This is a genomic window from Bacillus sp. FJAT-14266, assembly GCF_001719225.1.
GTDB classification, from domain to species: domain Bacteria; phylum Bacillota; class Bacilli; order Bacillales; family Bacillaceae; genus Bacillus; species Bacillus subtilis.
Window position 1 is genome coordinate 3,283,271 of record NZ_CP017072.1, and the last position, 17,316, is coordinate 3,300,586.

At 45.4% G+C, this 17,316-nt stretch carries 13 protein-coding genes and 1 pseudogene; 1 reads left to right on the plus strand and 13 read right to left on the minus strand.

The window, feature by feature from the left end; genetic code table 11:
- Positions 1-137 precede the first annotated feature (137 nt).
- From pgcA to BGM23_RS17035, 11 genes and pseudogenes are all read right to left on the minus strand, one after another.
- Complete coding sequence (gene pgcA, locus BGM23_RS16990; protein ID WP_029726344.1) at positions 138-1,883, minus strand: phospho-sugar mutase; 1,746 nt, start codon at positions 1,881-1,883, stop codon at positions 138-140.
- A gap of 129 nt (positions 1,884-2,012) precedes the next feature.
- Entirely contained in the window at positions 2,013-3,680 is a 1,668-nt protein-coding gene (gene glpD, locus BGM23_RS16995; RefSeq protein WP_021479678.1) for a glycerol-3-phosphate dehydrogenase, read from the minus strand.
- Between the two features lie 140 nt (positions 3,681-3,820).
- Positions 3,821-5,311 (minus strand): glycerol kinase GlpK, encoded by a 1,491-nt coding sequence (gene glpK, locus BGM23_RS17000; RefSeq protein WP_003233384.1) that lies wholly within the window; start codon positions 5,309-5,311, stop codon positions 3,821-3,823.
- An 18-nt stretch (positions 5,312-5,329) separates the two neighbouring features.
- Positions 5,330-6,154, minus strand: a complete 825-nt coding sequence (gene glpF / locus BGM23_RS17005) for a glycerol uptake facilitator protein GlpF (protein WP_029726345.1) — start codon at positions 6,152-6,154, stop codon at positions 5,330-5,332.
- Between the two features lie 178 nt (positions 6,155-6,332).
- On the minus strand, positions 6,333-6,911 hold the full coding sequence (gene glpP / locus BGM23_RS17010; RefSeq protein ID WP_003233388.1) for a glycerol uptake operon antiterminator GlpP: 579 nt from the start codon (positions 6,909-6,911) through the stop codon (positions 6,333-6,335).
- A gap of 27 nt (positions 6,912-6,938) precedes the next feature.
- Positions 6,939-8,291 carry an aspartate aminotransferase family protein gene (locus tag BGM23_RS17015; RefSeq protein WP_031600324.1) on the minus strand — a complete coding sequence of 451 codons (1,353 nt, stop codon included), beginning with the start codon at positions 8,289-8,291 and terminating at the stop codon, positions 6,939-6,941.
- 145 nt (positions 8,292-8,436) lie between these two features.
- Positions 8,437-8,538, minus strand: a pseudogene (locus BGM23_RS22425) (AEC family transporter); the annotation flags it as partial.
- Between the two features lie 173 nt (positions 8,539-8,711).
- Positions 8,712-10,253 carry a bifunctional GNAT family N-acetyltransferase/carbon-nitrogen hydrolase family protein gene (locus tag BGM23_RS17020; protein ID WP_003245514.1) on the minus strand — a complete coding sequence of 514 codons (1,542 nt, stop codon included), beginning with the start codon at positions 10,251-10,253 and terminating at the stop codon, positions 8,712-8,714.
- A 15-nt stretch (positions 10,254-10,268) separates the two neighbouring features.
- Positions 10,269-10,931: an HAD family hydrolase gene (locus tag BGM23_RS17025; protein WP_003233396.1), complete on the minus strand. Its 663-nt coding sequence runs from the start codon at positions 10,929-10,931 to the stop codon at positions 10,269-10,271.
- A 127-nt stretch (positions 10,932-11,058) separates the two neighbouring features.
- The gene (locus BGM23_RS17030) at positions 11,059-11,481 is read right to left on the minus strand and encodes a CBS domain-containing protein (protein WP_003245462.1); all 423 of its coding nucleotides are present in this window, start codon (positions 11,479-11,481) and stop codon (positions 11,059-11,061) included.
- A 138-nt stretch (positions 11,482-11,619) separates the two neighbouring features.
- Entirely contained in the window at positions 11,620-12,015 is a 396-nt protein-coding gene (locus tag BGM23_RS17035; RefSeq protein WP_015252484.1) for a YhcU family protein, read from the minus strand.
- Positions 12,016-12,125: 110 nt separating this feature from the next.
- Here BGM23_RS17035 and BGM23_RS17040 point away from each other — a divergent pair, with 110 nt between their 5' ends.
- The gene (locus tag BGM23_RS17040) at positions 12,126-13,034 is read left to right on the plus strand and encodes an RluA family pseudouridine synthase (protein ID WP_029726346.1); all 909 of its coding nucleotides are present in this window, start codon (positions 12,126-12,128) and stop codon (positions 13,032-13,034) included.
- Positions 13,035-13,063: 29 nt separating this feature from the next.
- Here the strand turns inward: BGM23_RS17040 and srtA are convergent, their stop codons facing one another.
- Together srtA and yhcR are read right to left on the minus strand one after the other, a co-directional pair.
- Entirely contained in the window at positions 13,064-13,660 is a 597-nt protein-coding gene (srtA, locus tag BGM23_RS17045) for a sortase SrtA (RefSeq protein WP_029317530.1), read from the minus strand.
- Positions 13,657-17,286, minus strand: a complete 3,630-nt coding sequence (yhcR, locus tag BGM23_RS17050; protein WP_082098073.1) for a sortase-dependent nonspecific endonuclease YhcR — start codon at positions 17,284-17,286, stop codon at positions 13,657-13,659. Before yhcR ends, srtA begins: the two co-directional genes overlap by 4 nt.
- Positions 17,287-17,316: the final 30 nt, after the last annotated feature.

The following is a 17,316-nucleotide window of genomic DNA, read 5'->3' on the forward strand; positions in this document are numbered from 1 at the left end:
CGGCATTGATCTTGTATTTAAGATTATACCAGTTTTTTGTATTTCATTACTTCACTGATGGGATGATTTTCTTTCAGACTTTTGGATGAGAAAAAGAAAAAGCTGGATCATTTACAATGACCCAGCTCATACTTGAATTATTTTGCAGTCGACTCAACAATTTCATCAACCGTCTTCATTACATCTTCAGAAAGGACGGCAAGTCGCTTTTCACTGTCTTCTAAAGATGACCCTTTTACGGCGAAATAAAATTTCACCTTCGGCTCAGTTCCAGAAGGACGAAGACAGAACCAAGACCCGTCTTCCAGGAAGTATTTCAGTACATTTGATTTTGGCAAGTCGATGGCTTCTTCCTTGTTTTCAGTCAGAAGCGTCCGTTTGCTTACAGCGTAATCTTCTGCTGTGACAACCTGTTTGCCCGCCATTTTCTGCGGCGGATTTTGTCTGAAGGAAGCAAGAATCGCTTCAATTTGCTCTGCTCCTTGTTTGCCTTTCAGCGTCAGGGATTTCAACCCTTCACGATAAAAACCATATTCGTTAAAGAGATTGATGAGCGCCTCATACAATGACATTCCCTGTTTTTTATAGAACGCGCAAACTTCAACTGCCAAAAGCGCAGCCTGAATGGCGTCCTTATCGCGGGCAAAATCCCCGATTAAATAACCGTAGCTCTCTTCATAACCGAATTGGAAGGTATACTGGCCTGATGCCTCGTATTCCTTAATCTTTTCACCGATAAACTTAAAGCCTGTCAGCGTATCAATCGTATCAAGGCCGAATGAAGAAGCTACAGCACGGCCGATTTCGCTTGTGACGATCGTTTTGAGAACAACACCGTTATCAGGCAGGATGCCTTGTTTTTTCTTTTCAGAAAGCAGGTAATGAAGCAGCAGCGCTCCGGTTTGGTTTCCTGTCAGCACTGTATATTTGCCTTGATCGTTTTTCACCGCGATGCCGAGGCGGTCAGCATCAGGATCTGTCGCGATGAGAATATCTGCATTCTGCTCCTCCCCAAGCTTAATGGCATATTCGAATGCCGCATGCTCTTCCGGGTTTGGCGATGTAACAGTGGAGAAGTTTGAATCCGGCAGTTCCTGTTCTTTGACAACCGTTACATTTTTGTAGCCGAGTGCTTCAAGTCCGCGTCTGACCGGTTTATTTGCAGTTCCATGCAGCGGTGTGAAAACAACCTTTACATCTACTTCTTCTGATAATTCAGGATGTACAGAAATGGACGCCAGTTTTTCTGTATAAACTTTATCAATATCTTCACCGATGATTTTGATTAAGCCTTTTTCTTTTAACTTATTTTCTTCGTCCACTGTGATCGTCAGCTCATTTTCAATCGCGTTTACCTGCTCAATGACGATGTCCGCTTCCTTTGGAGGCAGCTGGCCGCCATCATCCCCGTATACTTTGTAGCCGTTATATTCAGGCGGGTTATGGCTTGCCGTTACCACAATTCCCCCATAAGCGTTCAGCTGTCTGACAGCGAATGACAGCTCTGGCGTCGGGCGAAGCTCATCAAACACGTATGTTTGGATGCCTTGTGTCGCAAGTGTTTTTGCCGCTTCCATCGCGAACTCCGGAGATTTATGGCGGGAATCATAAGCAATGACAACGCCCCGTTTTTTCGCTTCCTCACCTTGCTTCGAGATGTATGCCGCAAACCCGGCCGATGCTTTGCGCACAGTGTAAATATTCATCCGATTTGTCCCGGCGCCGATTTCCCCGCGCATTCCGCCGGTACCGAATTCAAGGTCTTTATAGAAACAGTCCTCAAGGGCCTGTTCATCTCCCTCTAATTCAATAAGGCGCTCTTTTAATTCCGGATCTAAATGTTCTGTCTGTTTCCAGCGTTCATAGCTCTTTCTCCAAGTCATATTCGTCCTCCTATGTATCAGCTTATGCCATTATTTTATATGAAGCGGGTGCCTCTGTCACTTGATAACCTGAGATCTGGCCCTTTCCACGTAAAAAGAAATAACGGGCTGCAGACAGCCCGTTATGATTTATTGCTCAAGCGGTACGACCGCATCGTGTAAAAGCTTGTTGAGGTTTTCTGTATGTTTGTTTTTCGCCTGCTCATCCCATTGGAATCGCTCGCTCATAAAATCAATAACGGCATCTTTATATGTTCTTACCCAATTGATATCAAAAAATAAACGTCCCGTTCTGCGGACAAAGAAGTCAGCAGGAGTTGCAGTCATCTCTTCTTCTATACTGTATTCTGCCTCAGCAAGAATATGAACCGGAATGTTGCGTTTCGCGGCCTCATCTTTCAGCGCTTCTACCCGGTCAAAGACGCGATCTACGTTAGAGCCGTATCTGATCGCCAGCTGTTTTGCGTCTTTTTCTGATAAACCGGCTGCAATTCCTTCTTTTGTTTTCGCGGTAACGAAGGACATAAGATTTTTCGAACCGCCGACGTGCCCGCCAGAGATTGGCATGTTTTTCGTTTTACATGGTCCAAAATCCTTTTCGCCCTCTTCTTTTAAGCGATCACGGACAAGATCAACGATGTGCTCCGCCATTTTTCTGTATCCAGTCAGTTTTCCGCCGGCAATGGTGATCAGGCCTGAGTCAGATGTCCAAATCTCGTCTTTCCGTGAAATTTCAGAAGGATCTTTGCCTTCTTCATGAATCAGCGGACGCAGCCCCGCCCAGCTGGATTCGATGTCATTCGCAGTGATATTCAGTTCCGGGAACATGTAATTGATTGATTTGATGACATAATCACGATCCTCCGTTGTCATCCGCGGATGCTCCAGCGCCTCTTTGTAAACAGTGTCTGTTGTTCCCACGTATGTTTTGCCTTCACGAGGAATCGCAAATACCATCCGGCCATCAGGTGTATCGAAATATACAGCCTGTTTCAGCGGAAAGACAGACTGGTCAAATACAAGGTGAATGCCTTTTGTATGCTGCAAGTGCTTTCCGTTTTTCGAATGGTCTTTTTCTCTGAGCTGATCGACCCAAGGGCCTGTAGCATTGACAATTTTTTTCGCATACACTTTATATTCTTTCTTTGTCAGCACATCTTCAATTAATACGCCGACGGCTTTGCCTTTTTCGTAAAGAAGCTCCTTCACTTTGGAGTAATTCACAGGCTCTGCCCCGAATTTCACCGCTTCCTTCATGACTTCGATGGTCAGTCTCGCATCGTCAGTGCGGTATTCCACATAGTACCCGCCGCCTTTTAAGCCGTCTTTTTTTACCAAAGGTTCTTTTTGCAGCGTTTCTTTTGCTGAAAGCATGCTTCTTCGTTCTGACTTTTTCACACCTGCAAGGAAGTCATAAACCCTTAACCCGATTGATGTTGTAAATGAACCGAATGTGCCGCCTTTATGAAACGGAAGCAGCATCCATTCCGGTGTAGTGACATGCGGGCCGTTTTCATACACAATCGCCCGCTCTTTTCCTACCTCAGCGACCATTTTCACTTCAAATTGTTTTAAATAGCGCAAGCCGCCATGTACCAGCTTCGTTGATCGGCTTGATGTTCCCGCCGCAAAGTCCTGCATTTCGCTTAGTGCGACCTTCATTCCCCTTGATGCCGCGTCAAGAGCTGTTCCGGCTCCTGTAATTCCTCCTCCGATAATAAATAGGTCATATGTTTTTTTCGTCATGTCTGTCAGCATGCGATCTCTTTCAAGACTTGAAAATTGATGTTTCATCATTACGTCTCCTCCTTGTTGTCACGGTAAATAGAAAAAGAGACCACAACAGCCAAAGTGCATGCTTACACTTTGGTGCTGTGGTCTCTCCTCATCTCAGGACCGTTCTTATTAACTTGTAACCATTATACCATAGTATTACTTTATTTAAAAGCCATAGCTGCTTTCACGGCTTTTTGCCAGCCTTTATACAGCTCATTTCGTTTTTCTTCTTCTAATTCAGGCTCAAACCGTTTATCCAGATTCCACTGGTTCGCGATTTCAGAACGGTCCTTCCAGAATCCCACAGCGATACCCGCCAAATAAGCCGCGCCAAGTGCAGTCGTTTCATTAATTTCCGGGCGCTCCACAGGAACATTCAACAGGTCTCCTTGGAACTGCATTAGGAAATTGTTTTTCACAGCTCCTCCGTCTACACGAAGCGTCTTTAATGAAATGTTTGAATCTGCTTCCATTGCGTCAAGCACATCTTTGGTCTGATAAGCCAATGACTCCAGTGTCGCACGGATAAAGTGCTCTTTTGTTGTCCCTCTTGTCAGGCCGAAAACCGAACCGCGCACATCGCTGTCCCAGTAAGGCGTTCCCAGTCCGACAAAGGCCGGAACGACATATACGCCGTCAGTTGAATCCACTTTCTCTGCATAAGATTCGCTAAGCGAAGAGTCCTGGAACATTCTCAATCCGTCTCTAAGCCACTGGATGGCAGAGCCTGCGACAAAAATGCTTCCTTCTAACGCATAGTTCACTTTTCCGTCAATGCCCCAAGCGATTGTTGTCAAAAGCCCATGTTCGGACTTAATTGCTTTTTCCCCGGTATTCATCAGCATGAAACATCCTGTGCCGTATGTGTTTTTCCCCATGCCTTCTTCAAAGCATGCCTGGCCGAACAATGCGGACTGCTGGTCGCCTGCCGCTCCAGCAATCGGGATATTTTTTCCGAAGAAGTGATAATCAACAGTCTCCGCATACACATGAGAGGACGGCTTCACTTCAGGGAGCATGGATTTCGGTACGCCTAGAATGTCGAGCAGTTCATCGTCCCATTTTAAATCGTAAATATTAAACATCAGTGTTCTTGAGGCATTGGAGTAATCGGTCACATGCGCTTTTCCGCCTGACATTTTCCAAATGAGCCACGTATCAATCGTTCCAAACAGCAGCTCGCCTTTTTCCGCTTTTTCTCTTGCGCCTTCCACATTGTCTAAAATCCACTTCACCTTCGTGCCGGAGAAGTATGGATCGATTAAAAGCCCAGTTTTTTCTCTGAATTTATCATTATATCCTTTTTCACGAAGTTCCTCACAAATGCCGGACGTCTGTCTGGACTGCCAAACGATTGCATTATAGACAGGACTTCCTGTATCTTTATCCCACACAACCGTCGTCTCGCGCTGGTTCGTGATGCCGATGCCGGCAATTTGAGAAGCGCTGATACCTGATTCAGAGATGACTGAGGCGATAACCGCGAGGACAGAGCCCCAAATTTCATTGGCATTATGCTCAACCCAGCCAGGATGCGGGAAGTATTGTGTAAATTCCTTTTGAGCAGAGTGGACAATTTTGCCTTCTTTATTAAACAGAATCGCTCTTGAACTTGTCGTCCCCTGATCTAAGGATAAAATGTACGTTTCCATAAGATGTCTCCCCTTTGATTAAATATATTTTGAATTTGATAATGTTTTAGCAGAATGTGATTTCGTATAAACATAGAGTCCTAACAATACCACAACCAATATAACGCTTACAATCCAGAAGCTGCTTGTGATGTGCCCTTTAAATGTAGCGTTGTAAAATACGCCGCCGAATGATCCGCCTAAAATCGGGCCGACTACCGGAACCCATGCGTATTTCCAGTTTGATGAGCCCTTCCCCGGAATCGGAAGAAAAGCGTGGGCTATCCGCGGACCTAAGTCACGTGCAGGATTGATAGCATAGCCGGTGGTGCCTCCCAGAGAAATACCGATTGCTACAATGAGGAAACCGACGATTAAAGGATTAAGTCCTTCTGTAAATTGATTTGCACCTATGGCCAAGATTCCAAGTACAAGGACAAATGTCCCAATCACTTCGCTTAAAACGTTTGCAAATGTATGCGGAATGCTGGGCCCTGTTGAGAAAACACCCAGCTTGGCAGCGGGATCATCCGTTGACTTCCAGTGCGGGAGGTAGTGCAGATAGATAATCACCGCACCGATGATCGCTCCGATCATTTGCGCCGCAATATAAACCGGAACCTCTTTCCAAGGAAAATCTCCTACAAATGCAAGCGCTATCGTTAGCGCCGGATTCAAATGGGCACCGCTGATGCCGCCAACCGCGTATGCCGCCATCGCAACACCCAATCCCCATCCAAATACAACAACAATCCAGCCAGACTGGAATGAAAGCGATTTCTTTAAATTGACACCTGCACAAACACCTGCACCAAAAATGATAAGCAGCATCGTACCGATGACTTCTCCCCAAAATGCTGTCATAGCACATTCCTCCTAAAGTCACGATTAAAAAGCATGATAGAGAAGAAGAGAATAAAAAAACCACAACAAACCGCTTTACGGGTGCATAAACATTTGCCGTAAAGAGCTGCTGTGGTCTCCGAGTTCTCCATCACAATGTATTAACCTAGTGCAATTGTATCAGTGCATGAAAGCGGTGTCAATCACTTTCTGTCAAAAAGTTTTCATATTTTTTCCACAATTTGGTATTAGATGTTGTGACAGCTACAGCCCCCGCTTTCAATGCCTGCTCTACATCCTCTTCCGTACGGATGAAACCCCCGGCAAAGATGGGAATCCCTGTTTTCTCTTTTATTTCCTGAATGAGTGACGGAACGATGCCGGGAAGCACTTCGATGAAGTCAGGCTTATGCTTGCCGATAAACTCCATGCTTTTCTCCATCGCGCTTGTATCAAGCAAAAACAGGCGCTGAATGGCATAAATTTTCTTCTGCTTCGCTTTGGCAATCACGTTCGATCTTGTGGAAATAATCCCAGCGGGCTTGATATCCTGACATATAAATTCCGCACCGTATTCGTCATGCTTAATCCCTTGAATGAGATCGACGTGCACCATCATGTTCTTTCCGTGCTTTTGCGCTTCTTTGATCACGCCCTTCAGCTGGCCGAGATGAATATCAAGAATAACACCGTAAGAGAACGAACTGTTTAAAAACTCATCAAATTGCTTCATATTGCGAATAGCCGGTAAGATCGGCTGGTTGTGAAAACTCATCATGTGCTCCTTTAATAAATCACTTTTATATTATATCGTTTGAAAGCTTTCTTTCACCGTTTTCACGATAAAGGAAAGGTCCTCTTCTGTCAGGCAAAATGGCGGCGCAAGCTGGATGACGTTGTTGTAGCCGGCGACTGTATCGCCGTTTTTGCCGATGATCAGCCCTTTTTCTTTGCACGCCGCAACCACTTGGTTTACTTTGGCGGCATCAGCCGGCTCTTTAGTCAATTTATCTTTGACGAGTTCGATTCCGATCAGCAGCCCTTTTCCTCTAACATCCCCGACTGCCGGGTGTTCTCTCAGAGCTTGGAGCTCACCTAAAAGCTTTGCTCCAAGATCGCGGGATCGCTGAATCAGCAGTTCGTCCTCCATAATTTGCAGGTTTTTCAACGCCAAGGCACAGGCAGCCGGGCTTCCGCCGAACGTGTTCACGTGGCGGAAACGGTCATAAGGAGCTTCCCCCTGATACGCTTCGAAAATGTCCCGTTTAATAGCAGTCGCTGACAATGGCAGATACGCGCTTGTGATTCCCTTTGCCATCGTAATGATATCAGGCTTCACACCGTAGTGCATAAACCCGAACGGCTCGCCTGTCCGTCCAAACCCGCAGATCACTTCATCGCAAATCAAAAGGGCTCCGTGGCGCCGGCAAATGTCCTCCACCTTTTTCATATATCCGTCCGGCGGCATTAGGATGCCTCCGCCTGTAATGATGGGCTCCATAATGACCCCGGCAATCGTTTCGCTTAATTCCCATGTCATGATGCGGTCGATTTCATTTGCGCTTTCAAGCGTGTCTGCATCATCAGGATTCCGGTATATATCTGGCGGAGCTGCATGCAGGAACCCTTGGCTCAAAGGCTCGTATTTATATTTCCGCTGCGCCTGTCCGGTAGCTGAGAGCGCTCCCAATGTATTGCCGTGGTATGCCCGATATCTTGAGATGAATTTATAACGGCTGTGGTCGCCGTTTTGCAGATGGTACTGGCGGGCAATTTTAAAAGCAGTTTCGTTTGCTTCCGATCCGCTGTTGGAAAAAAAGATAACATAATCGCCGCCAAGCCATTCATTCAGCTTTTCCGCCAGTTGAATTGCGGGTGCGTGACTTTGCGTTAACGGGTAGTAAGGCAGCTCCTTTAGTTGCTCATAGGCAGCCTCCGCAAGCTCCTTTCTGCCGTAACCAATGTTGACGCACCACAAACCGGACATCGCATCCAAATAGCGGCGTCCGTCTATGTCGGTTACCCAGGCCCCCTCGGCCTTCTGGGCTATCAGGCTGTCCGCTTGATGCGCTCCCTTCATGGCATGCCACACAAATTGCTCATCTTTTTGCTTTAATCCCTGATTTTGCTGAATGTTTTCCATCCCCATCATCTCCATTTCATTAGCGTTCCCTATAATGCCAATTCAATTGAAACAGACCTTCTCTTTATGTGATGTCTTGGTGATGATTTCCCTGCCTTCAATATAAAGCCAGACCGGGTCAGAGTCAATAAACCGCGTAAATAATAAAACATCCCCTTTCTCAAGAAGAAAGAGGATGCAGCTTCCAAAGCAAAACAGGCAAAGTGACAATGCTCAGCATCGTACTGATAAAGGTCGCACTCGAAACAACTTGGACAGCCATTGCAATAGCAATGTGAAGCCTAGCCGTTTTCTGTATGATATAGGAAATGGCGAAAATACAGAAACTCCATAAGGCACCTCCACTATACAATTTACTTTTATTTTAAAGAAAGCACCTAAACAATTCCGCTTTTGTTTAAAAAAACCCGCCAATTCAGGCGGGTTTTTTGGGAATTATTTTTTATATTGAATATGATAAATATCACGCCGTCTGTCTTTTAGCTGGCGCACTGTACCGTTTTGGCGCTGTCTTCTGAGAATTTCCAGGTCAACATCGCCGATGACGACCATTTCAATATTCGGGTTTGTTTCGCCGACAATGCCGTCTCGGGCGAATTCAAAATCAGACGGGGCAAAGATGCCTGACTGGGCGTATTGGATATCCATGTTTTCCGTTTGCGGAAGGTTTCCGACCGTTCCAGAGATAACCGTATAAATTTGATTTTCAACCGCTCTAGCCTGCGAACAGTATCTGACACGCAGATAGCCTTGACGGTCTTCTGTACAAAATGGCGTAAAGATGATTTTGGCTCCTTTATCAGCCGCAATCCGGGCAAGCTCAGGAAATTCAATGTCATAACAGATCTGGATCGCGATTTTCCCGCAGTCCGTATCAAACACGCGAACTTGGTCTCCTGCGCTGATCCCCCACCATTTGCGTTCATTCGGCGTAATATGGAGTTTGTATTGCTTCTCGATCGTTCCGTCCCGTCTGAACAGGTAAGCGATATTATAGATCTTGCCTTCCTCTTCGACGAAATGAGATCCGCCGATAATGTTGACGTTATACTTCACAGCCAAGTCAGTAAACAGGCTGATGTAATCTTCTGTATACTCGGTAATTCTCTGCACCGCCAAGCTCGGTGACCGTTCCTCAAGGAAGGACATCAGCTGGGTTGTGAAAATTTCCGGGAACACCGCAAAATCAGATCTTGCGTCGGAAGCAACATCGACATAGTATTCTACTTGATTCGCAAATTCCTCAAAGGAATAAATTTTCTTCATTTCGTATTGGATCACACAAATTCTAACAGGGAACGCCGATTTATAATAGCGTTTTGTCTGCTGCGGTAGATAATCGACATTATTCCATTCCATCAGCGTCGCATACTTGATCGAAGCTGTATCATCCGGGAGATAGTTCGGGTTAATTCGCATAAGGGTAAAGCCGTTCATCAGCTGAAAAGAAAGAACCGGATCGTAAATTTGGTGGCGTGTCACCTGTTCAACATACTCTCTCGCTGTCATTTCCTCTGCATATTTGTGATAGTTTGGAATCCGTCCGCCTATGATGATGCTTTTCAGGTTTAAGCGTCTGGCTAAGTCCTTTCTCGCCTCGTACAAACGGTGGCCGATCTTCATTCGTCTGTATTTCGGGTGCACCATGACTTCAATTCCGTACATATTCAAGCCGTCAGGATTATGGTTGGTGATATAACCGTCATCTGTAATGTCCTGCCACGTATGGCGGTCATCATATTCATCAAAGTTAATCAGGAGACTTGAGCACGAACCGATAATTTCACCTTCGAATTCTGCACAAAACTGTCCTTCCGGAAAATGCTCCAAATGGCTGATTAAATGCTCCCGCTTCCAAGGCTCCATTCCTGGAAAGCAGTCCTTTTGAAGATCGATAATCTTGTCGATGTCTTTCTCTTCGATATTGCGGATAACCATTTTCTTTTCAAACCGGGTCAAATCTAATTTCTCAGACAACCTACTCGCTCCTTTCTAGTTTTGTGAGTTCAGATGATCAAGCAATAGGGCGAGCTCCATCTCCGCCATTGATTCAAGCCTGTGATCATAGTCTTCAAACATCAAGGTACCCGTTACTTTATTCGGGACAATGACACACTTCATGCCTGCACGTTTCGCAGCAATCGAACCATTGACAGAATCCTCAAACGCGAGACATTCCGCTGGCGATACCCCGAGGTTCTTTGCCGCCAATAAATAGAGTTCAGGATTCGGCTTTACCTCTTCCACATCATCAGCAGTTTGAATAACTTCAAAATCATCAAACAGGCCGATTTGCTTCAAATGGCCGGAAACCCATTTATAATCAGAGCTGGAGGCAAGGCCTATTTTTAAGCCTAAATCCTTTGCCGCATTCAAATACGCTTCGACACCAGGTCTCGCTTTTTCTGTTTCCATGCGTTTGGCGAACCGCTCTCTTCTCAATTGTGTGAGCTCTTCATGGTTCAGCTTTTTCCCGATCTGCTCTTCTAAATAGTCAAAAGGCCGGAAACCCGCAGCAGTTCCGATGACCTTCCCCCAGACAGATAGCGGCAGAACTGAGCCGTGCTCTTCAAATATTTCCTGAAGAACCTCATATTCGTGTGTTTCTGTATCTAGAATAAGCCCGTCAAAATCAAAAATTAACGCTTTAATCACTGGGTACAACTCCTTTAGTACGAATTGAGACATATGTATACACTCAACTATACCCCGAAACAAGTCTGCTTTCAAAAAGTAAGGTTTTATGTGAAGAAAGAGCCTGCACACTGCAAGCTCTTTCTTATTAATGAATGTTTTGGTGAGAAATGTTTGTCAGCGCTGATCCCGCAGACTCGTTCGACATCTGATTGACTGCCAGGTCTCCAAGCGCAACGATCCCGACTAGATTGTTTTGATCTACAATAGGAAGGCGGCGGATTTGGTGCTGGGCCATCAGCTGCGACGCGTCTTCCAGACTCATATTAGGGTTTCCTGATACGAGTTCTGTTGACATCACTTCTGAAACGGGTGTCTGGCCATCACGGCCCTGAGCTGTAGTTCTTAATGCAATGTCACGGTCAGTCAGCATTCCTTTTAAAACACCTTGCTCTACAACGGGGATCGCCCCGACGTTATGCTGTTTCATTAGAGAAGCCGCTTCCTGAATCGTTTGATTCGGAGAAACGGTTGCCACCTGCGTTGTCATTGTATCTTTAACTGAACTCATTTGTCAGCACCCCTTTCAATCATTAGTATGTTCAGACACGAGCCGTTTAAAAAGGGAGTTAGAGGAAAGGTTTTATGATATGATTTCTCTGATACAAAAAAGAGCTTTTCTGAAAATAGAAAAGCCCTTGCCGCATGATTATATCAGCCTTCTTTGACCGAAAAAGGCTTTGTTAGTCTTCTTTTGAAAGTCAGAAAAAGCAAACGGAAAATAAATCCCAAAATCATTCAGCATCTTGCTGTTTTTTTCAAAAATCGCCTGATCACTCAAATCAGAGTGCGGCGAAGGCTTGGTCAGGATAATATGTATCATTTGAAGACAAGCCATAATTTGAAATGCTTCTTTTAATGTTCCTTGGTAATAATGGTTATTTAAAGACAGAACGCCTTTCTTTTTAAAGCGCTGAATGTCCAGTTCGGAGAAATAAAGAGGAAATACATCATGGATCAGCTCCATAGTCAGCTCCTTGATAAAGCTCTCCTGTTCTGCAGTTGCTGCGTTCACAATTCTCACGTCAATCACCTTTCTTGCCATCGAATATCCTAAGTCTTACTCAAGAATAGCACAGAAAAAAACGCGAAAGCTAAGGTAAGTGTTTCCTATGAGAAACAGCAGCCTTCCGCTTCGAAAAGGAGCCATTTAACATGAACCAAAAAGGCAGAGGGATTGAGATCCTCATCAATGAAAAACAGGACGGCCAATGGCTGTTTTCCGTACTCAAAACAGCGCTCAAAGCTTCTAAACCAGTGATACAAGACTGGATGTCCCATCAACAGATAAAGGTCAATCACGAATCGGTCTTAAACAATATGATTGTAAAAAAGGGAGACCGCGTCTTCATTGATCTTCAGGAAAGTGAAGCATCTTCGGTCATTCCGGAGTATGGCGAGCTTGATATTTTATATGAGGACAATCATATGCTCATCGTCAATAAACCCGCTGGCATTGCGACGCATCCGAATGAGGATGGGCAAACCGGCACACTGGCTAATTTGATCGCTTATCATTATCAGATAAATGGCGAAACATGTAAGGTGCGCCACGTCCATCGTCTTGATCAGGATACATCTGGCGCTATCGTTTTTGCCAAGCATCGTTTGGCACACGCCATCTTAGACCAGCAGTTAGAGAAAAAGACGCTGAAGCGTACGTATACCGCCATCGCTGAAGGTAAGCTACGAACGAAAAAAGGGACAATTAATTCACCAATCGGCAGAGACCGGTCACACCCGACAAGACGCCGGGTTTCACCAGGCGGGCAAACAGCCGTCACTCATTTCAAGGTAATGGCCAGCAATGTGAAAGAACGGCTGTCGCTCGTTGAATTAGAGCTGGAAACAGGCAGAACACACCAAATCCGTGTTCATATGGCGAGCATCGGACATCCGTTGACAGGAGACTCGCTTTACGGAGGCGGGAGCAAGCTGCTAAACAGGCAGGTACTGCACGCCAATAAAGTACAAGCGGTTCACCCGATAACAGACGAGCTCATAGTTGCTGAAGCCCCTTTCCCGGCTGATATGAAAAACCTTTGCCGCACATATTTTTCATGAAGAAAAGCCGCAGGCACTGCCTCGGCTTTTTAAGTCACTCGTTTTCCATATATAATATAGCGTTTCGGGGCATTTCCGACGTATGAAAACGGATAGCAGGTCGTTAGAATAAGCTCCTCCTTTTCATGCTGGAGCGTGATAATAGATGTGTCATCCTTATCGACAATTTTTGTTTTTACAATTTCATATGTGAATTCTCCATATGACAGGAGAAGACGGAGCTGATCCCCCTTTTCCAGCTCTCCCGTCCGGCGAAACACGGTATCCCGATGCCCCGACAGCACAATTTGCCCGTTTTCATCAGGATAATAGCTGTCCTTGTAATGCCCGACACCTTTTTCTAAATCATCAGCATCGGTGCCCTCCACGATCGGAAGCTCTGCATTGATTTTCGGTATTTCCAAAATGCCGCTCGCTTGGCCGGTCTCAGGCTTAAATGATGCTTTGTTCTTTGCTTGATCTGAGCTATTTTTCGTCCCCAAAAGTTCCTGCGGCTTTTCAGCCGCCAGTTTTGCTTCTTTTAATGTCTGTTCCGTTTTCATATTCGTATCGATCAATTTAAAGCCTCCATAGCCTGCGATCACTAGGCCGGCAGCAATGATGAATAGTGGAATAATTTTTTTCACGTTCTGGAGGCGCTCCTTTTTCTTCTGACATATAGATAAGTTCCTGACAATGTCACCGCCGCACCGATTACGATAAAGTTATAGTAGTTTGCTGATGTATCTGGAAGCGGATGCTCAGGCCCGCTTTCCCCGCCCTCGTTTCGTAACGGCAATGTGCTGATGCTATTAGCAGTATCAGCGGTTTTTGTGTTGTTGATTGGTATTTCATTGAATCTCGAAATGGCTGAAGGCGGCAGCTGATGAACCGGCGCTGTGCCCGGAGTCTCTTTTATATCAGGCAAATCCACATCAGGCTCTGGAACCTCTTTCATTGGATGCTCCGTCCCCGGGTCTTCTGTTACAGGATCTTCAATATCACTGGCTTCAGCAAGCTTAATTCTTCCCTCTTTTGTATACGCAATTGGCTCATCAAAACTCTTCACGTACTCAACTGTCGCTTCCAAATCCTCAGGCCCTGTCACCGGATTTTTTCCCAGCAGTCCGATTGGCTGATATTTGGTTCCTGTCGCCGTCGCCATAAAGTTGTTGACGGTCAATGTATATGTGGCATCGGGCTGGATCTCGGTGCCATCTGCCATTTTCATATCAACTGCTTTTCCGGTTTCTTTATCCCACGTATACGTAAACCCGCTGATGCTGTAGTCAGGCCCAAAAACCGGCGAGATTTGAGCATTGATAATCTCTCTTAAATCTTTTCCTTTAATCTCAAGCTTCGTTAACACATTTCCAAACGGCTGAATATTGTAAAGATCTCCCCACGTAATTGGACCCTTCTTCAGCGCTTCACGTATGCCGCCGCCATTCATAAGGGCAAAATCCGTTTTCATGGCAGCTCTCATACCATCCGCAATCAGGTTTCCAAGAGGTGTATCGCCGTCATTTGAATACCCCCCTTCCATATCAACAGCGGCTTCGCCGACTACCTCGCTGATAATCGGTTCCGCAATTGTTTCGTATTTCTTTAAAATGGCTGACGCGCTGACATCCGGTTCGATTTTACTTTGATCAACATATACGATTTCCGCGGACTTTTTGACAATGTCTTTTGTCGTTTTATCGATCTCTACATCAACGACACCTATCGCTTTTCCATATTCAAACGCTTGAACAATCAGTTTTCCATTCACTTCACCGTTAACAACCTGATGATTATGCGCGGCAAAAATCACGTCAATTTCAGAATCTGTTTTGTTTGCAAGATCAGCAGACTCACCGGTAATGGCGTTGCCGTTTTGTTCAGCTGACATATGTGCGAGAACCGCGATGGCCTTCACGCCTTTTTTCTTGAGCTCTTCGGCCGCCTTATTCACCGCTGTTGCTTCATCTGTAAACTCGATATTTTTTATTCCTTCAGGCATAACCATGCCAGCTGCCGACTGTGTGACAACTCCGATAAAAGCAACGGGTACGCCCTCCACATTAATGATGTCGTAAGCCGGCAAAAAGGGCTCTCCAGTTGATTTCATTTTACAATTGGCACATACAAGGGGAAAGTTCTGTCCATCATATCCGCTTGTGCCTTTCGGATGATCACCGCCATTTAAGATCCTCAGAAGTTCATCCGTGCCTTCATCAAATTCGTGGTTTCCCACGGTTCCGACATCAAATCCGATGTCCTCCATCAGTTCTACAGTCGGTTCATCCTGAAGAAGAGAGGAAACTGGAGAGCTTCCGCCGATCATATCTCCCGCGTGCACAATCAGCGAGTTTTTCTTTTCAGCCTTTTTTTCTTTTAAATATGCGGCGGCATAATCCATGCGTCCAAACGTGCCGTCTACAGTTCCATTTCCATCAAGATCAAGCTCATATTGCTGATCGATTTTGCCATGCAAATCATTCATGCTGAGAATTCTAAGCGGCACATGTTCTTGAGGTGCCGTTTGCCTTTTTTTATATCCCGCGCTCTCCGCTTCACTTGCTGAGGCGAAGAAAATTCTGTTTTCCACAGCTATCTTCTTCCAGTCAGCTGGCTGCACATATGTTTTATTCGACGAGTCCCCCACATATCTTGTCAGGCCTTTCCCTTGCTCTCTGGCTCTGAATTCAAACGGCATTTCCATGAGGGGATCGTTTTCATTCCAAATTCCTTTTTGATCTTTTTTTGCAGCGGCTACTGCGGCCTGAAATTGCTGATAATCCTCTTCATTGTCAACCGGCCAAATAAAATACGTCGGAGCATAGCCGTTTTTTACAAGCTCTAAGTTCACGTTTGAACCTGATTCGGTTATGACTTGTCCGAGCAATCTGCCATAGCTGTCCTTGGCTTCACTCCCGACCTTGACAGTAATTTTATCACCCGGGGACAGAACCGTTTTTAGATAGTCAGATGCTTTTTTGCCAAATCTTAATTGATTTTCATCTGCGTCATTTTTTGGTGTGTGATATGTTTCGGGTGTATCTACATTTACAAACCGGATTTTTGTCGTTCCAAGCACCGGAGATTTAAGATGAATGGTATCGCCGTCAACTACCCGGTCAACAATCCCTTCATATTCTCCCTCTGCAGACGGAGGTGCGGGCTGCTCTTCAAGCAGCTTCAGGTCAGCCGATTTTCGCGGAAGCAGCTGAAAGGTTTGGTATCTGCTTAACACACCGGTAAATTCATACCATTTGCCCTCATCAAGCTCGTTTATCACCCCTGTTTCATTCATAACCCGGAGCGTCATTGCATGATGGTCGTCATCAATCATTGTTACATTGTAACCGCCGCCGGCAGGAGAACTTGGAATTGAGGAAACAAAAGCGGTTAGTTTCACAAGGCGTCCTTCATACTGATCACCTAGGCTGCCGTTAATAAGTTCATTGATTGTTAAGTGTTTGGGGGCGGGGAGGGATTGATTTGACTGGTTGATTTTGATGCCTGATGAGTTTGGAACGATTTCTTTCAGCCCCTGGTAAGACGTGATTTTCCCTGTCACCGTGACATCCATACCCTCTTTTAATTCGGGAAATTGTTCAGGGGATGGCGAATAAATGTTAATGCCTCCGGTTTCATCTTGCAAAAAGGTCGACAGCTTCCCGCCTCCGATTGCGTTTTGATCAGCTGTAATGATCCCTTTTATCGTTACTTCTTCATTCAGCCTTCCCCGTGCTTCATTTATGGTCACTTGCTGTTCAGCCGGCGGAGTTTTTGTGTCATCGGTTACGTTCATCGACTGAACGTTTTTAAGTCCTGTCGTGTTAAAGTAATTTTCAAGCTTTCCTTGAACCGTTATCTTTTTCCCAAGAAGAAGCGGATTGGTTTGCAGCCCAAATTGGCTTCTGAAGGCGGAGGGGATTTGCACAGGAAGGATGTGTTCGGGCGATGTTTCGTTTTTACGGTCTGCCAGCGCAACATTATAATCATTTGAAAAAGGGCTTGTCAGCTTATAATGCTGCGGGGAAACAGCCTGGCCGACTGCATATCCTTCGACAAGCGCCTGTCCTTCTTTTTGCTGTATTGCCTTCTCAATCGATATAGGCTGTTGCGGTTCAGCTGCCTTTACAGCTTCGAACGTGTACATTACATTTAAGAACATCAATGCCGTGATCAACACAATATGCAGAATACGCCTCATCATATTTCCTCCCTTAATATACACATAATGACAACGATTTTGTCTGCTTATCATTTCGACAGACAGCATATAATTCCTTTTAGGCTTCTGCATAATACA